11 protein-coding genes and 1 tRNA gene are annotated in these 17,964 nt (G+C 63.0%); 7 read left to right on the top strand and 5 right to left on the bottom strand.

Annotated features, from left to right (window positions below):
* The first annotated feature begins 1 nt into the window (after position 1).
* The 3 genes from V7R84_RS02575 to V7R84_RS02565 all read left to right on the top strand — a co-directional run bounded on the left by V7R84_RS02575 (position 2) and on the right by V7R84_RS02565 (position 7,607).
* A complete protein-coding gene (locus V7R84_RS02575) occupies positions 2 to 844 on the top strand; it encodes a carbohydrate ABC transporter permease (protein WP_338571724.1) in 843 nt (280 codons plus the stop codon).
* A 22-nt stretch (positions 845 to 866) separates the two neighbouring features.
* Complete coding sequence (locus V7R84_RS02570) at positions 867 to 2,108, top strand: sn-glycerol-3-phosphate ABC transporter ATP-binding protein UgpC (protein WP_338571721.1); 1,242 nt, start codon at positions 867 to 869, stop codon at positions 2,106 to 2,108.
* A 612-nt stretch (positions 2,109 to 2,720) separates the two neighbouring features.
* Entirely contained in the window at positions 2,721 to 7,607 is a 4,887-nt protein-coding gene (locus tag V7R84_RS02565) for an SdrD B-like domain-containing protein (RefSeq protein ID WP_338571719.1), read from the top strand.
* A 57-nt stretch (positions 7,608 to 7,664) separates the two neighbouring features.
* Here the strand turns inward: V7R84_RS02565 and V7R84_RS02560 are convergent.
* Positions 7,665 to 7,738 (bottom strand) — tRNA-Ile (locus tag V7R84_RS02560).
* Between the two features lie 93 nt (positions 7,739 to 7,831).
* Here V7R84_RS02560 and V7R84_RS02555 point away from each other — a divergent pair.
* From V7R84_RS02555 to V7R84_RS02540, 4 genes are read left to right on the top strand one after another with little or no spacing between them, the layout of a single operon-like run.
* Complete coding sequence (locus tag V7R84_RS02555) at positions 7,832 to 8,803, top strand: phosphodiester glycosidase family protein (RefSeq protein ID WP_338571716.1); 972 nt, start codon at positions 7,832 to 7,834, stop codon at positions 8,801 to 8,803.
* A gap of 4 nt (positions 8,804 to 8,807) precedes the next feature.
* Positions 8,808 to 9,848 (top strand): bifunctional glycosyltransferase family 2/GtrA family protein, encoded by a 1,041-nt coding sequence (locus tag V7R84_RS02550; protein WP_338571714.1) that lies wholly within the window; start codon positions 8,808 to 8,810, stop codon positions 9,846 to 9,848.
* 9 nt (positions 9,849 to 9,857) lie between these two features.
* Positions 9,858 to 11,510, top strand: a complete 1,653-nt coding sequence (locus tag V7R84_RS02545) for a DUF885 domain-containing protein (RefSeq protein ID WP_338571711.1) — start codon at positions 9,858 to 9,860, stop codon at positions 11,508 to 11,510.
* An 18-nt stretch (positions 11,511 to 11,528) separates the two neighbouring features.
* The gene (locus tag V7R84_RS02540; RefSeq protein WP_338573797.1) at positions 11,529 to 14,567 is read left to right on the top strand and encodes a glycine--tRNA ligase; all 3,039 of its coding nucleotides are present in this window, start codon (positions 11,529 to 11,531) and stop codon (positions 14,565 to 14,567) included.
* A 77-nt stretch (positions 14,568 to 14,644) separates the two neighbouring features.
* Here V7R84_RS02540 and V7R84_RS02535 read toward each other — a convergent pair whose 3' ends face one another.
* From V7R84_RS02535 to V7R84_RS02520, 4 genes are all read right to left on the bottom strand, one after another.
* On the bottom strand, positions 14,645 to 15,439 hold the full coding sequence (locus V7R84_RS02535) for an HAD family hydrolase (RefSeq protein WP_338571709.1): 795 nt from the start codon (positions 15,437 to 15,439) through the stop codon (positions 14,645 to 14,647).
* Positions 15,440 to 15,667: 228 nt separating this feature from the next.
* Positions 15,668 to 16,405, bottom strand: a complete 738-nt coding sequence (locus V7R84_RS02530) for a polyphosphate polymerase domain-containing protein (RefSeq protein WP_338571707.1) — start codon at positions 16,403 to 16,405, stop codon at positions 15,668 to 15,670.
* Positions 16,402 to 16,974 (bottom strand): DUF4956 domain-containing protein, encoded by a 573-nt coding sequence (locus V7R84_RS02525; RefSeq protein WP_338571705.1) that lies wholly within the window; start codon positions 16,972 to 16,974, stop codon positions 16,402 to 16,404. Before V7R84_RS02525 ends, V7R84_RS02530 begins: the two co-directional genes overlap by 4 nt.
* A gap of 117 nt (positions 16,975 to 17,091) precedes the next feature.
* On the bottom strand, positions 17,092 to 17,928 hold the full coding sequence (locus tag V7R84_RS02520) for a hypothetical protein (RefSeq protein ID WP_338571703.1): 837 nt from the start codon (positions 17,926 to 17,928) through the stop codon (positions 17,092 to 17,094).
* Positions 17,929 to 17,964 lie beyond the last annotated feature (36 nt).

Below are 17,964 nucleotides of genomic sequence, written 5' to 3'. Positions count from 1 at the left end.
CATGACTCGTGAACTCACCGCTGGCCAGAAGTTCTGGCAGATCGTCGCAACCGTGGCGATCATCGTCTACACGATCATCCCGCTGATCTGGATCGTCAACCTGTCGCTCAAACCGAGTGCAGACCGTGCCGACGGCAATTTCTGGGCCGTGCACCCCACCCTCGAGAACTACGAGCTGATCTTCACCGGGGGAGCGAAGGACCTGTTCCTTCCCGCCTTGCTCAATTCGATTCTGGTGACGCTTGTCGCGACGCTTATCGCAGTAATTCTCGCAACCTTCTGCGCCTACGCCATCGCCAGGCTCGATTTCCCTGGCAAGCGGCTCATCCTCGGTACCGCGCTCACGGTTTCGTTCTTCCCTGTGATCTCGCTGGTCACTCCGCTGTTCGATCTGTGGCGCCAGATCCACCTGTTCGACACCATCCCAGGATTGATCCTGCCCTACCTGGTGCTGACATTGCCGCTGTCGATCTGGACCCTGTCCGCCTTCTTCCAGCAGATTCCCTGGGAGATGGAACAAGCAGCCCAAGTTGATGGCGCGACCAGTTGGGAGGCGTTCCGCAAGGTGATCGTGCCCTTGGCTGCGCCCGGAGTTTTTACCACCGCGATCATCGTGTTCTTCACGGCATGGAACGATTTCGTCTTCGCGATCTCGCTCACCAGCGACAAGGCACGCACCGTTCCGGCGGCGCTGGCCTTCTTCACTGGCGCCAGCCAGTTCGAGTCGCCCACCGGTGCTATCTGTGCTGCGGGTGTCGTCGTGACGGTTCCCGTGGTCGTGCTTGTCCTCATCTTCCAGCGCCGGATTGTCTCCGGCCTCACCTCTGGCGCAGTCAAGGGCTGACCCCGACAAGGAGCAGAAAGTTATGGCCCAAATCACCCTCAAGAACATCGTCAAGGAGTACGGAGACGGTTTTAAGGCTGTCAAAGACATCAATCTGGACATCGCTGACGGCGAGTTCATGATCTTCGTCGGTCCGTCCGGGTGCGGTAAGTCGACGACCCTGCGCATGGTTGTCGGGCTGGAGGACATCACCTCCGGGGAGCTGCTGATTGACGGGAAAACCGTGAACGATCTGGCTCCCAAGGACCGCAACCTTGCCATGGTCTTCCAGAACTACGCTCTGTACCCGCACCTGACAGTTCGGGAGAACATCGCATTCCCGTTGCGCCTCAACCGAAACAAGATCCCGGAACAGGAGATCCGTCGCCGTGTGGATCAGGCGGCCGAGATGCTGGAGCTGACGGAGCACCTGGAACGCAAACCCGCCAACTTGTCGGGTGGACAGCGTCAGCGTGTCGCCATGGGACGTGCGATCGTCCGTGAGGCTGATGCGTTCCTCTTTGATGAGCCGTTGAGCAACCTCGATGCCAAGCTGCGTGGCCAGATGCGCACGGAGATCTCCCGGCTGCAACGCAGGCTGGGCATCACCACCATCTACGTCACCCACGATCAGACTGAGGCCATGACGCTGGGAGACAGGGTCGCGGTGATGAAACGAGGGGTGTTGCAGCAGTGCGCCTCCCCTCGGGAACTGTACGAGGAGCCGGCGAACCTGTTTGTCGCGGGTTTCATCGGGTCGCCCCCGATGAACTTCCTTCCTGCCACAGTCCAGGAGGATCATCTGGAACTTCCCATGGCCACCGTTCCTATTCCCGACGGTGCCCGTGAGGACCTGGCCGGCAAGAAGGTCGTCATCGTCGGGTTGCGCCCCGAACACATCAAGGACGCAGATGTGGCTACACCTCCCGCCGGAGCAGTGGTCTTCAACTCGGTCGCCGACGTCACCGAATGGCTCGGCAACGAGCAGTACGCCTACATCCCGTTCCAGTCCGATCCCTCAGTGCAGAGCACTCTGGAGGAACTTGATCGGGACCTCGATGGCGAGGGTATGCGCACCCAGTTCGTCGTCAACCTCGATCCCAGATCCCAGATCCTGGAGGGTGAAGAGGCTCGGCTCTACTTCATGCCGGAGAACATGATGGTCTTCGATCCCGAATCTGGTCGCAACTTGACCCGGGATGAGCAGAACGCCCAGCGCATCGCTGAGCGTTCCGAAACGGCCAGGAAACGGGCACTGGAGCGGGCCAAGGGTCAAGACAGCTAGCCGCAGAAACGGTATGTGGCGCCTGTTCGTGGGGTTCTCGAGAATCCCGCGAACAGGCGATCTTCTCGCCGGGCAATGATCGTCACCGAAAGAATCGCCGGGATGGACAGCTGCATCATCATCGGGGATGGCCCTGCTGGCCATGCCCTTGCTCAGAGACATGGGCATTCGATGTCGGGCGTGATCTGTTGTAGTAGGGGGATTTCTGGACGTACTTACACGGTCCATCCTGACCTTCGAGAAACTAACCGGAACCATCCACTTCGCTCTGCTCCACGATTCGATGCGGAGAACGGTTGTTAGGAGAAATGCCGCGTTGACTCTCCAAGACGCTCTCGAAATGGCTGAAGCCAGTGGTAGAACCCTCGAAGATGCCGATGGCGCCGCCTGCACCCGAGAAGCATTCTACTTCCGGGAGTGACCTCGCGGGAGCGGTTCTTGTTCTCCGGCTAATCGATCCTGGGGAGCGTCCCTGAACGCGATTCACCGGATGGAGCTTGGTTTCCTATCTCTGGTTAGCATCGAGCGACATTTGCAGTTATGATTCAGCTGCTTGATTTTCGCCGGTTCCCGGCGAAAGGTATCTACTTGATGTAGCCAGGGGGGGAAGAAATGGTTTTGAAGACCATTGGCAGGTGGAGAACACGTGCCCTGACCATTCTGGGGATCGGTGCCTTGACCGGGGGGATGCTCCCCATGGTCGCGAACGCCGCCCCGCAACTGAGCATTGATGTCACGGTCAAGAGCGACGGCACTCCGTCATTCGATGCCGACGACTCGGCGGGAAACGATTCCAGTGCAACCAACGGAATTGTCCGGGTCAACGACAGCATCACCTACAGGGTCCAGTACGGGGTGAACCAGGATGCTGGGGACAACACCACCGTCAAGATCGATTTCCCTAAGGGAATCTACATGGAGGAGCTGCCCGGATTCTGCACAGGGGCGGGATCGGCCCTGACTCCGGAGAAACTGCCTACACCACAGCTTCCGTTGACGGCGAACTCGCTGGATTCCATGCCTGCACAGAGCCTCGTCTGCAATCTCGGGAACAAACCTGCTGCCAGCTCTGATTTCTTCGATTTCACGGCCAAGGTCAGCAATCTCGTGCGCAACGGCACCGCCCTACCGCTGGCCTCTGCCGAGCTCAGCGCGGATGGCGCAACCAATGTCTCCAGTCCCACGGCGGCCACCGTCACCGCGTCCTCCCGGTTGAAGTGGGACATCTCCAAGAACAGCATTTCATCCTCGCCGAACCAAGGTTACGTGTATGGCCCCACCAACACCTCCTGCCCATGGGACAAGGCCGCGACCTGCAAGATGACCGCCTACACCGCGCTCATCGGTGCTCCCACCGGTGGGAAAGGAGCCATGCCCGCGACAGGGGACGTCACGTGGACCGACGACGTGACTCCCGAGGCGATGTATCCCGGGCTTGATGCAGGAAAGATCGCAGCCATCAAGGCGGACCTGGAGAAGTACGGCAGCCGTGTCTACCCGTACGACTACTTCTACAGCGCACCCGGCCCGAAGATCGGCGTGAGCGGTGGAACTTCGCTGAATTCGGTGCGGGACTCGGGAACGGTTGAAATCAGCCAGGCCGGCCCGGGACAGCCCGCCAAGTTCACGGTCAAGAATGCTGACATGACCCTGTGGACCTATCCGAAACAGACACTCAGGCCAGCCGGGAATGCCATCCCAGCGGACACGGCCTACGCGATCTCCACATCGTTCATCGTCTACACGCCTGTGGCAACCATCAAGGATTTCGGTGTGGAGGCGGACAACACCTGGACTCTTGCCACCAAGAACTCCTACACCAACCTGAACATAACCGGGCTGACCGCCGCGGATGTCCAGACCAGCGCAGCTCCCGGTGACGACTCGAAAGACGAGAAGGACTGGAACAATCACCGGAGCACCACTCCCCAGGTCAGCGTGGGGACGGGTTTCTCCAAATCTTTCGAAGGCGTTCCTGGAAGCCCAGGGAACATGAGCGCACAAAAATTCAGTCCGTCGGATTCAGCCCAGGGCGAAGGCCCGGCAGGAGGTGCCACCCGAATGTCCGGGGGCATTACGGTGGCTCCCACCCAGGACATCCAGTCCCAGCTCGAGATAGTCGGTAGCAATCCCGGGTTTCCCGGAAAGATCAGCGCACTGATGTGTGATTCCTGGGACAGCTCACGCCTGCGCCTTGAGGCCAGAAACGTCCCGTCCAGCACCGATCCCAACGCCCATTTCCAAAAGGTTGCTTCCGCCGGTTCGCCTGTATGGGTTTCCGGCTACAACAATGCTTTGGTGGACGGCAAAGCCGCCTATGCGACAGATTCCTCCCAGGTGCCCAGCATCCAGGTTCAGTACTCCGCGGCGCCCGGAGGCAACGGTGAAGCATCGGAGTGTGGCGAGGCCCAAGGCCCTTGGTACGACGATCCGGCCGCTGTTCCAGGCAATGATCCGGATCTGCTGGCCCGGGGAGTCTATTCCGCGGTTTCCCGGGTGCGCATCTACACGGTGCTGCCTGAACCTGTCGCCAACAATGAGACGGTCGGTGTCGGGGTCCGGATGGTTGTGGCCATCAGCCACGAGGTGGTTGACTCTGGCCGCCCCACTGGCGACATCCTGCCGAACTGGGCCAGCGTGAAACGGGCCAACATGTCGGAACTGACCCGACAAGAACTCCTGGACAATAGCTCCGCCTGGGGGCGTTCCAGCTATGACCCGGCGAACCACTCCGGTCAGTACGGGGACCGTCTCATCCTGGCAGCCGCTCAGGTCCGGGTGGACAAGCAGGTTCGCAAGGGGACCTCTGGCGAGTTCAGCTCGGTTCCTCCGCAGGTGACAGGAGGCGACACCGCCCAGTTTCAGCTCACTGCTTCCCTGACCTCACCGGCCCAGGTGCCCGGCATTCTGAAGGACGTGTGGGTGGAGGACTGCCTTCCTACAGCCGCTGCCTTCACCTCCGCCTCGATCAGCCCGGCCGTGGTCTCCGAGGGTTCCACCCCGGCTGATGCCAAACGTCCGGCCTGCGACGAGGGGGAGACCTACCTGAGGTGGGTGTTCCCCGGCCATGAGGTGAACAAGGCCTTGGAGCCCATCGTTGTCACCACCGAGATCTCCCCGGCCGCGGTCAACGGTACGTATGTCAACGACGTCGTGGTCTGGGCCGAGGACGACGCCTCCACCTTGGCACAACGTACCGATCAGGCGGAGATCGTCACCGCGAACCTGGCCGGGATCAAGCTGCAGAAAACAGCTCTCACTCCCGTAACTCAGGTGAACCTGCCGGGCCAGACCACCAACGAGCCGAACAAGTGGCGGGTGCGCCTGACCAACACGCTACCCAGTCCCGAGGCTGACTCCGTGAAAAATCCTGACGTCATTGATGTTCTTCCCCGCAACGATGTCACGAGCGGTTTGACGAATGTCGCCGAGACGAAGTTCTCCGGAACCTTCGAGTTTCAGTCGGCTGCCATCACCAAGGGAACAGCGGCCGCAAGGATTCTCTACACCTCGGCCGGTGAGGTTAATCAGGATCCTGATGACGCCAGCAATTCCGCAGCGGGAAGCACCGCGTGGTGCGACTCCCCTGCGGGAGGCACTGTGGTGTACGGCACGGGTACCTGCCCGACCGCAGCCTCCGAGGTCACTGCCCTTCGAGTTATCCAGCCGGGTGCCTTCGGCTCGGGTGAAGTCCTCGAGTTCGACATCACCATGGCCGGGGTCGGAAACGCTGAGGGGGACGTCTACACCAACAAGGCGTTCGCCCGGGCAGTGGGTTTCCAGTTCCCTGTCGGGCCGATTGCCCGCACGGAACGGGTGGTGAGCAGCAGCATCGGTGACCGCACCTGGCTGGACATCAACCGTAACGGGATCCAGGACCAGTTCGACGGATCGAATGAGCCGCCCGTGGCCGGGGTGGAGGTCAGTCTGAAGGGCACCGACGACCTGGGCAATGCGGTCTCGCTCAGCACGAAGACAGACGCCCAGGGTGCCTACGGATTCCCGAATCTGCGGGCTTCCGACGCGACCGGATACACCGTTACCTTCGGGAAAGCTGCGGATGGTTTCACCCAGCAGGCAGCCGGGTCTGATCCCGCTCTCGACTCGAATGCCGATGCCACCACCGGCCAGACCACTCCCGTGGTGCTGCCGGAGAACACAGACGATCCGACCGTCGATGCGGGCTATGTGGCAAGTGGCGCTCTCACCGTGAGCAAACAACTCGAAGGACAGGGCGTGGTTCCGTTCGCGGGAGGGGACGAGTTCACCTTCTCCGTGGTCTGCACCTTGGATGGCAAGGAAGTACTGAACAGAGCCGATGTCAAGGTGAAAGTGGCGGACGCCGCCACCTCGGCGGATAGCGATGCGATCACCGGGATCCCGGTTGGCAGCACCTGCGTGGTCACGGAGACGGACGCTGCAGATGCCGATCCACAAGCACAACCTCCCTCCAGTACCGTGACCATCGGCTGGGATGCGGACAAAGCGGTGGGCCAGAGCGTCAAGGCCTCACTCACCAACTACTACTCGGCTGGGAAGGTCAAGGTCACCAAGGAACTGAATGGGGACGAAGCAGCCGTGGAGGCCGCCAAGGAGAAAGAGTTCACCGTCGCTGTCACCTGTCAGGTGCCTGATGACAACGGGGCAGCCGGTACGACCGTGTTCAGCGGGCCCGTCAAGCTCAAGGGTGGACAGAGCGTCACAGCCACCGATGCCACCGGGGCGGAGGTCAAACTGCCCCTGGGAGCACGCTGCTTCGGTGAGGAAACAGATACTGGTGGAGCCACCAGCCACGAGGTGACCCCGGGTGACTGGGCCAATGCCATCCCGGTTGAAACCAACGACCCGAATACGATCTCCGAGATTGGCATCACGGCTGTCAACACCTTCCTCAACCCTCCGGATGTGAAGGTGACCAAGGAAGTCCAGGAGACTCATGAAGAAGGTGCAGAGGCGACCACCACGTACAAGATCACGGTGACGAACACCGGAACCCAGACGGGTTCCTATGACCTCAGCGACGCCCCTGCCCCGGGGAAGGGGATTTCTGTCGAGAAGGTGACGTTGGTGTCGACGGAGGGCGGCCCAGCAGCCAATGCCGGTTTTGATGGTGTCAAGGACAAGGTCCTTGTGAGCAACCAAACTATCGCGGGAGGAGCCTCGCACGTCTTTGTCGTCGAGGTTCGGGCAAAGGTATCCACAGGAATCGCGGATGCAGCTACTGATTGCACGCTGGATGCGGGAGAGAACGGGACGGGACTGTTGAACCGGGCCACCCTCACATTCAGCGGGGAGCAGTCCTCGGCGCAGGCCTGCACCCCGGTGTCTCCTCCACCCCCAGTGGAGTCGCCGTCGCCGAGTCCTTCGCCGTCGCCGAGTCCTTCGCCGTCGCCGAGTCCTTCGCCGTCGCCGAGTCCTTCGCCGTCGGAGTCCCCGACGCCGGTGCCCTCATCACCTCCGGTGCTCATCAGGCCTGGATTGCCGAAGACCGGTGGCTGAGAAACACTGAAGACGGGGCCCGCAGGAATCTCAGTTCCTGCGGGCCCCGTCTCTTCGTGGGGCGTGCGGGGCTCGAACCCGCGACCCAGGGATTATGAGTCCCTTGCTCTGACCGGCTGAGCTAACGCCCCGACTCGATGGCACAGTCTAGCGGGATGACGCTCATGCCGCGCACGAAGCGTCGCCACAGGTCTTGCACAGGGCGGTTCACGAAGGTGTTCGACATGACGAACTCACGATCCACCCGGCGCCTGTCCCGCCGAGCCATCATTACCGGGGCCGCCGGGGCAGCTGGGCTCGCCGCAGCAGGCGGTACGGCCTGGGCCATCGACCGCTACCTGATAGAACACACCAACGTCACCTCGGCATCCGACTACCAAGGGTTGCCCGGAACCCAAATCAGCGGCACCACCACTGCCACTGCCACATCGGCGGGGGACGGGGTGATCGACGGCACGACCTACACTTCCAGTGATCGGCAGATCACCATCACCCAACACACTTCTGGTTCCGGGAATTCTGCCAAGGCCTGGTATGTGGCCGATGTGAAACTGAATGACGTCACCGCCCTGCGCAACGCCTTTGCGAAGAACAGCTTCGGAACCAACATCATCGAGTACCCGACAACGATCGCGGAAAGCGTCGGGGCCCTGTTTGCCATCAACGGCGACTACTACGGTTTCCGCGACACCGGGATCATCGTCCGTGACGGCATCGCTTTTCGTGACGAGCCGGCCCGCCAAGGCTTGGCGATTATGCGGGATGGCACCATGGTCAGCTATGACGAGACCAGTACGAATGCTGCGAAACTGATCTCGGACGGCGCCTGGCATACCCTCTCCTTCGGCCCCACGCTCGTCAACGGTGGTGCCGTCATCGAAGGCATCGACACACTCGAGATCGACACCAACTTCGGCAACCACTCCATCCAGGGCACCCAGCCCAGGACAGGACTGGGAATGATCGCCGCCAACCATTTCGTCTTCGTCGTGGTCGATGGTCGTTCCTCCGGATACAGCAACGGCATCACCATGACCGACTTCGCGCAGCTCTTCGTGGATCTGGGGGCACAGGTTGCCTACAACCTCGATGGTGGCGGTTCCTCACAGATGGTCTTCAACGGCTCCCTCGTCAACAATCCTCTCGGGAAAACCAAGGAACGCGGTACCAGCGACATCTTGTGGATCGGAAGGTGACGTCATGCTCGTTCTCATCCCTGCCTACGAACCCGGTGACTCGCTCATCGCCCTGGTCCGCGAACTGCGAGCCCACCCCGCTGCCCCCAACGTTCTTGTGGTGGACGATGGTTCCGGCCCCGACCATGACGAGATCTTTGCCCTAGTCCGCATCCATGGTGCCACCGTGCATCGATACCAGGAGAACCGTGGAAAGGGACATGCCCTCAAAACCGGGTTTGCCATCGCCAGGCGATACCACCCGGGTGAGGTGGTCGTCTGCGCCGACTCCGATGGCCAGCACAAGGTGCCCGACATCATGCGAGTGGTCCGTGAGGTCGACGTCGATTCCCGCGAGATGGTGCTCGGGGGGCGTCGGTTCACCGGGCGGGTACCGCTGCGCAGTGCCTTCGGGAACAAGGTGACCAGTTGGTTGTTCAAGACCCTGACCGCGATCAGGGTGGGCGACACCCAGACAGGGTTGCGCGCCTACCCGCCGAGCATGCTCGAGTGGCTCGGAACCATCCGGGGGGAACGTTTCGAGTACGAACTGTCTTTGCTGCTCCAGGCCAGGAAAGCGGGGATCAGCATCCGGGAGATCGAGATCGAAACCGTCTACCTGCACGGCAACAAGAGCTCCCACTTTCGTCCCATCCGGGACTCGTGGCGGGTCTATCGACCGCTGCTAACCTTCGCCGGGTCATCGCTGGCTGGGTTTGCCATCGACCTCCTGGCCCTGCTGCTCCTGATGGCCGTAACCCGCAACCTGTTGTTCAGCGTGATTACTGCGCGGCTGCTGTCTGCCACTGTCAACTACTTGCTCAACCGGCATGCGGTGTTCCGCGACGGCGACCGCAGCACACCAGTGAGATACGCACTCCTCGTATGTGGAATCCTTGTCGCCAACTACGTGTTGCTGCGGGCCCTGTCGATCGTCATGCCACTGGTAGCAGCAAAGCTGCTAACCGAGTTCGCACTCTTCGCGATCAGTTTCGCCGCCCAACGCGCCCTGGTGTTCACCCACAAGGAGCTGAGCACCCGCAAGGGGCATCTGGTCACCCGATAGGTTGGGTTTATGCGCACATCTACTCCACTCGATGCCGTCGCCGAGGCCCACGTCGATGCCCTGGCAGCCAACGACCCTCTCGCGGCAACGGGAATCGGTCTGCCGGGTCACGACCACGAGCTGCCCGATTACTCCCCGGAGGGTATCGGTCACTGGGCTGATGAGCTGCGACGCACGCTCCGATTGATCGAGGAGACGCCGAGAACGGATGCGGTCGATGAAGTCACAGCAGCGGCCATGAGGGAACGGCTCGGTCTTGAATTGGAGAGCATTGAGGCAGGTGACCATTTCGCCGCAGTCAACAATATCGACTCGCCTGTCCAGTGGTTGCGGGATGTCTTCGACCTGATGCCCACGAGGAGCGATGATGACTGGAGCAACATCGCATCCCGGATGGCGGGCATGCCCCGCGCTGTCAGCGGCTACATCGAGACCCTGCGTGAAGGCATTACACGGGGAATTGTCCCGGCCCGCCGTGCAGTAACCGACGTGGCGGCCCAAGCCACCGACCTGGCCGGGGAGAAATCGCGATTCCGCCAGCTGGTGTCCGAAGCCGGGCGGGAGGGAACACTCGGCGCCGAGCTGCAACGAGCAGCGGAACTCGCCCGCAGCGCCTTCGGGGACCTGGTCCGGTTCCTCACCCAGGACCTGGCCCCCGTCGCTCGGGAAACGGACGCGGTAGGGCGCGAACGCTACCAGCGGGCTTCCCGGGAGTTCCTGGGAGCTCGGATCGATCTCGACGAAACCTATGAGTGGGGGGTAGAGGCGCTGGCTCGGATCACCGCCGAACAGGAGGCCATCGCAGGTGAGATTGTGGGCTCCGGGGCTACCATCTCTGAGGCGATCGCTGTGCTGAACGCCGATCCGGCAAACCAGCTGAACGGCACCGAGGCGCTGCGGGAATGGATGCAACGCACCGCTGATGAGGCCATCGCGGCCCTCGACGGGAAGTACTTCACCCTGGATCCGAGGGTACGCTCCATCGAGGGCATGATCGCCCCCTCAGCGACTGGCGGTATCTACTACACCGGACCATCCGCTGATTTCTCCCGCCCTGGCCGTATGTGGTGGTCCGTTCCCGCGGGGGTCACTGAGTTCACCACCTGGCAGGAGAAAACCACCGTCCATCATGAAGGCGTTCCCGGCCATCACCTGCAGATCGGGCAGGCCGTCGCCCAGGCGGAGAATCTGAACCGCTGGCGGTCGCTGGTCTGCTGGGTCTCTGGGCACGGTGAGGGCTGGGCGCTGTACGCGGAGCGTCTCATGGATGAGTTCGGTTTCCTGAACCCGGGAGAGCGTCTCGGGATGCTTGACGGCCAACGGTTGCGCGCCACCCGGGTTGTTCTCGACCTGGGAATCCACCTCGGTAAACCCGCCTTCGACCGGTACGGTGGCGGGACCTGGGATCACGACAAGTGCTGGCAGCTGCTGCGCGACAACGTCGCCATGGAAGAAAACCAGCTGCGTTTCGAGCTGCACCGCTACCTGGGGTGGGCGGGGCAGGCACCTAGCTATCTCATCGGCCAGCGGATCTGGGAGCAGATCCGCGACGACGCGGCCCGCCGGGCTGGGCAGGAATTCGACCTGCGCGACTTCCACGACCGTGCCCTAGCCGTCGGGTCACTGCCGCTTGACGTGCTGCGCGAGGTGCTGGCCGGGTAGTCTGGCCCGGTGCTGACGATGCAAGACGCCCTCCGGATCCTGTCCGACTACTGGACTTCGCGCGGCTGCCTGACCTGGCAGCCCTACAACTCGGAGGTGGGGGCTGGCACCATGAACCCCGCCACCGTGCTGCGGGTCCTTGGACCGGAACCGTGGGACGTCGCCTACGTCGAACCTTCCGTGCGTCCCGACGACTCCCGTTACGGCGAGAACCCGATGCGTATTCAGACGTTTACCCAGTTTCAGGTGATCCTGAAACCCGAACCCGGCGACCCGCAGGAGCTCTACCTCGGGTCGCTGGAGGCCCTCGGGATCGACCTCGACGCCCACGACGTGCGTTTCGTCGAGGACAACTGGCAGCAGCCGGCGATCGGCGCGTGGGGACTCGGCTGGGAAGTGTGGCTGGACGGGATGGAGATCACCCAGTTCACCTACTTCCAGCAGGTCGGCGGGCAGGACCTCGACCCGATTCCCGTGGAACTGACCTACGGGATCGAACGCATCCTGATGGCGCAGCAGGGCGTCACGCACTTCAAGGACATCGCCTACGCCCGCAAGGCCGACGGCAGTATCGTCACCTACGGTGAGGCGTTCGGCCAGCAGGAGTACGAGATGAGCCGCTACTACCTGGACGACGCCGACATCGAGACGAACCGGCGGCTCTACGAGGCCTACGTTTCGGAGGCCACCCGCATGGTGGAGGCACGGCTGCCGGTTCCCGCCCACTCCTACATCCTCAAATCCAGTCACGCCTTCAACGTGCTCGACGCCCGCGGCGCGATTTCCACCACGGAACGCGCCCAGGCGTTCAGCACCATGCGCCGCCTGATGCGCGACACCGCAGCGCTGTGGGTGGAACGGCGAGGCGAACTCGGGTTCCCGCTCCTCAAGGAAACCGAGAGGAAAACCGGGACACCAGAGGAGGCCATTGAGGAACCCGCCACGGACCGGCCCCGGACCTTCGCCCTGGAGATCGGCCTGGAGGAGCTTCCCCCGCACGTCGTCGGCCCCACCGTCGAGGCGGTGAACAAGACCCTCACGAACGGGCTTGCGGCCTCACGCCTGGCGCACGGCGAGATCCGCGTCGACGGCACCCCCAGGCGCATCGTGGCAATCGTCGACGGGGTTGCGGCCCGGGAACCGGACGCCACGAACCTGCGGAAAGGCCCGAAATGGGCGGTTTCCTTCGATGCCGACGGCAACCCCACCAAACCGTTGCAGGGTTTCATGCGCGGCCAAGGAGTCACCCTGGAGCAGGTCGTAAAGGCTGAGGTGAACGGCGCCGAACACGCCTGCGTCGCCGTCGAATCACCGGGCCGCAACGCCCTGGAGGTGCTGAAGGGCCTCGTCGAGGACTGCGTTTCCGGGCTGCGCGCCGAGAAGAACATGCGCTGGCGCGACCCGAAGCTGTCCTTCTCCCGGGCCGTGCGCTGGCTGGTGGCGCTCTGGGGGGAGCAGGTCGTCCCCGCCCGCGTCTCCGAGGTGGTTGCGGGACGCAGCACCTATCTGCAACGCACCACCGCGGCATCCGCCGAGAGCGGGAGACGCTTCGACGGTGTTCTTGTCGGATTCCACGAGGTCGCCTCCGCCGATGACCTGCCGGGCCTGCTCGCCGAGGGGCGGATCGCGCTCGGTTTCGCGGAGCGCCGGGAGGCGGTCGTGGATCAGGCGGAGAAACTGGCGGCCGGTGTGGGCGGCTTCATCGATGTCAAGGACAATGCCGCGCTGGTTGACGAGATCACCAACCTGGTGGAGGAACCCTTCGGGGTGCTGGGCGGTTTCGACGAGCGCTACCTGGAGCTCCCGGACCGGATTCTGGTCTCTGTCATGGCCAAGCATCAGCGCTACCTGCCGATCCGCGACGCCGAGGGGCGTCTGTTGCCGTATTTCGTGACCATGGCAAACGGTGCCTGCGACGAGACCGTGGTGGCGGCGGGCAACGAGTCGGTGCTGCGGGCCCGCTACGAGGACGCCTTGTTCTTCTGGAACCAGGACCTCGAGGTCGAATCGGTCGACGTCTTCGTGCCGGGCCTCGAGAAGCTGACCTTCGAGAACCGGCTCGGTTCGGTGGGGCAGCGCGCCCGCCGCATCGCCGCGGTGGCCACCAGTGTGGGGGAGGGGCTGGGCCTCGCCCCGGAGCAGGCCGCAACCCTGGCACGCGCCGGGCAGCTGGCGAAGTACGACCTGGCGACGAACCTCGTCACGGACATGACCAGCCTCGCCGGTTTCGTAGCCCGCGAGTACGCGCTCCGCAAGGGCGAGACCCCCGCGGTCGCCGAGGCCCTCCACGAGATGGAACAGCCCCACACCTCCGCCGACGCGGTCCCGGCCTCGCTTCCGGGCGCCCTGCTGGCCCTTGGGGACCGCTTCGACCTGCTGATGGCGATGTTCGCCCTCGGCGCGAAACCCTCCGGTTCCTCCGACCCCTATGGGCTGCGGCGGGCCGCGCTGGGCGTGGTGCGCGTGCTGCGTGAGGTTCCCGGGCTGACCGGCATTGGTGTGCGTGATGGTCTGGTGGCAGCGGCAGAGGCGTTGACGACCCAGGGGATTGAGGTGTCGCAGGATGCGATCGCAGCGGCCGAGGAATTCGTCATCGGTCGCTATGCCCAACTGATGCGTGACGAGGGGCGCTCTGCCGACATGGTTGCCGCGGTCCTGCCGTCGGCCAGCCACCCTGCGGACGCGGAGGCGAAGGCCAACGATCTGGAAGCCCTCCTCGGAGAACCTAGTTGGCGGGCCGCCGTGGAGGCCGTGGTGCGGATCCACCGAATCCTTCCTGCTGGCACGGTCCCGGAGTTCGATCCGGCGGTCCTGGTCGATGGCGCGGAGAGGGCCCTCTCCCAGGCCCTCGCGGACAGGAAACCCTGTGATTCCGTGTCCGATTTCGCAGCCTCGGCGAAAGAGTTGGTCGATCCCATCGCCCAGTTCTTCGACGACACTCTGGTGATGGCGAAGGAACCTGAACTCAGAGCGGCTCGGCTGGGTCTGCTCGCAAGTGTCGCGGCCCTCGCCCCGGAGGGCCTGGAGTGGACCGCCATCGACGCGGTCACGAAGTAGAACACTGAGGACGGCTGCAGGATCGGATGGTCCCCGGCGTCATGACCACTCATCCTGCGGGTGCTGGGCGATGTGGGTCACGCATCCAGCAGGCGCAGGATCTGTTCGCCGACGGCTCCCTCGTCATGGGAGCCGATCCGGGTGAAACCACGATCGAGCAGGCACGGATCGGCATCCTCCATGATGTAGCCCCGGCCCACCAGCTCCAGCATCCCCAGGTCGTTGTGCATGTCCCCGAAAGCGACCGCGTTGGCCGGGTCGACGTTGATCTTTTCCAGCAGCTCTGCCAGGGCAGTGCCCTTGGTGACGCCCGGCGCCGATAGTTCGACGGTGCCGCACACATCGTGCCAGGAGAAGGTGGCCTGAAGGATCTCATCCGCTGCGGCGATGGCCACGGGGGAGAAGGCATGGGTGTCGGCGTGGCAGGTGCGCGCGAGAACCTTGATGATTGGGCCGACCATCAGCAGCTCCGTGAGGCTGGCCACATGGTCTGCCTCGGAAAAGTGGCCCACTGGGTAGCCGGGTTCGCGACCCCATCCGTACTCGTACTCCACTGCGAATGAAACCTCGAGTTCTGGTGGCAGCGCCGCAGCGAACGCCAGGGCCCGTTCCGTTTCGATCGGGTGGAGGAGAGCCGGGCTAGGACTCGCCAGCCGGCTAACAGCCGCTCCGTTGCTGGAGATCACCAGGGGATCCAGGTCACGCAGCTTCGCCAGAGCGTCGAGCCAGCGCCTGGGTCTGCCCGTAGCGATCACGAAGACGACACCCTCTTCGATGGCTCGTCGTGCCGCTGCCAGGTTCGACTGGAGGAGGACTGCGTTCGCACCGAGGAAGGTGCCATCCAGGTCCGTGGCGATCAGGGCCGGTTTCATACCATCAGGCTACCGGCGTTCACCGGGATCACCTGCCGTTCAGGTCTGTGAACACGAATGCCTGAGTGGAGCTCTTGGAGGGGGAATCGGCCATGCCGGAGGTCCCGATTGTCCGTAGCTCGACTCCGGTGATGGAAGGTGCCGGTGAGAACAGCGACGGTCGAGAGCAAGGCGTGTCCAGGTGTGGGCCTTCGCATTTTCATGTTCGGTCCATCGGTGGTCTTGTTATCAGAAGTGTCGGTTCAAGACGCGGCGCCAGCGGTTCGCGGGTAGTTCGGGATGCAGGGCGGCGAGGCCGGTGGCGTACTTTGAAATCCGTTGTGGGCGGTAGCCACAGCGCCAGAGGGTGCGATCTGCAGAACTGGGTGCTGAGCCGGATTTGGTCTCGATGATCGCCAGCCGGGGGATCCGTAGGCTGCGACCGTTCTCTGTCCAGACGAGTTCTCGGTCCAGGGTGAGTCTGGCTCGACCGTCGGCTGTGAGCAGCGTGGCGCGCAGGTAGCTGGTTTCCAGGCTCGGTCTCAACTGCTGCGGCTGGATGCCACGAATTCCTCCGGCGGCAAGGCGGTCGTTGACGAAGCTGTACTGCTCGGGCGCGATCTCGAACAGCGCTGAAGGGTCGTGAGGAACGCGTTCCTTGACGGTGTTTCTGCCGCGCCGGGTCTTGACCTCCAGGAAAGCCTCCCCCGAGTCCTGGTAGTTGCGGACCCTCACCTTGAACCGGTGCGGGCGGCCCCGTGCTGCCATCAGGTAGGAGTCGCGGGCTGTGGTGTCGAAATAGATGGATGTGTAGCTGAACTCTGTTCTTCCCTCGATATCAAGGACCCTGGTGCCGGTTGGTAGGGAATCGAGTATCGCCTCGGCTGTGCGCTCGTGCAGTGGATATTTGCGGTCCACCCGGCTCATGAGCTCCGCGGTCGCGTTGAGCTCATCGAGGTAAACCGGTGCAAGATCGCTCAGGCTCATCGCAGCACCTCCACCTTCTCGGTGACCGGGAGACCGATTCCCGGGGCGTAGCGGACCTCGACGAGGGTGGTGTCGGCGACGAAATCGAGGCGCTGGACGTTCACACCGAGTACTCGGCCACCGAGACGGGCGGCCAGTTCGTAGCGGAGTTCTTCGGGATCGGTGATTGCCCGTTCCAGGTTGACGATCTCACGTTTGGTACCCCGCCGAAACCAGGAGGAGTCTGCCGCTGCCAGGACCACCACGATGAGAGTCATGGTGGCGTAAGTGGTGGTGGAGCCGCCAAGCCCGCCGAGCAGGCCGAGCGCAAGTGAGCTGAAGTAGTAGGCCACCTCGTGCTGGGCTAGTTCATCGGACCGAAGCCGGATGATTGACAGCACCCCGAACAGTCCCAGGCCGAGTCCAGCTGCCACAGAGCTGTTGAGAAGTCCTATGGAGACCGCCATGACGCCGACGTTGACGCCCAGATAGGCGACCGCCAGGTCACGACGGTGATGTCGTGGCAGGTAGATGGCGAAGACGAGGATGCAGATCGCGATGATGTTGGCCAGATAGGGCAGGAATTGCATGATTGTTGCCTTGGTGGTCGAGATTGAGAGGTGCTACCTCTGGGCGATCACCATTCAGCCGGAGCAACGTGTACGTTTCCTGTGTTCCTCGGATGCGATAGATGTGAAGAAAGCCGGTTACAACTTGCGCTCGGGGCTCGGGCTGCCCGGCCCTGAAGAATCGCCCGAAGGCTGTTCCATCGAGGGGGTGTCGCTGCGGCTCTCCAGTTCAGAGGGTTCTCCCGAGGATGGTTCCCCGGAGGTAGAGCTGGTGGAGCCGCCGCCAGAAGCGGACGCAGAACTTGGTACAGGGGCGGGAGGGGACACTTTCTGTTGGTTCTGGAACACCAGGATTGCCAACAAGACGGCTATGGCGGCAAGCAGCAGCATCAGCAAGAAAGATGCCAGGAGGGTGAGCCAACCGGCTCGGTCCTTGCGGCCAGGCCAGGGAAGTGGCCACATCCGCCACGTTCCCGGGCGGATGTTCTGCCACCAGTGCATCTGGAAATCCGGTCCTGCAGGGGAACCGAGCTGGGGAGTGTGCACGAGATCGACGGCGGCCAGCACTCGCTGTGCTTCGGCCACAGCAGCAGGGGAACCGGAGAAGGCCAGGGCCACCCACGGGGCGAGGGGGCGGTGAGAAGCGACGATCGGGTCATCATCCTCATCTCGGAAACGCACTGCCATGCGACCTTCGTCTTGGCCCTGACCGCCGCGGGCCACGACGGTGTCTATGTGCATGGCGTTGATCTCGCCTGAAAAACGTGCCCGTGCAGCGGGGTCTGATGCCGCACCGTCGCGCAGGTGGATGAGCATTACCGGATCCGACCCATCTGCGTGTGCAGAGTAGATGACGCCTGCGGGGCTCTCCGCGAGACGCGAATCAATCCAGAAATCACCCACACGCACCGGATCTTCCGGGAGGAGAGGGAAATGCTCCGCGTATTCGGATGTGGGATCTGGTGGCTGAGTCATCAAGGACTATGACATCACATCGAAGTGTCTTTCCGC

The sequence above is a fragment of the Arachnia propionica genome (assembly GCF_037055325.1).
In the GTDB taxonomy this organism is placed as follows: Bacteria; Actinomycetota; Actinomycetes; order Propionibacteriales; family Propionibacteriaceae; genus Arachnia.
The sequence above is the reverse complement of the archived record's forward strand: the minus strand, read 5'-3'. Positions and strand labels throughout refer to the sequence as shown.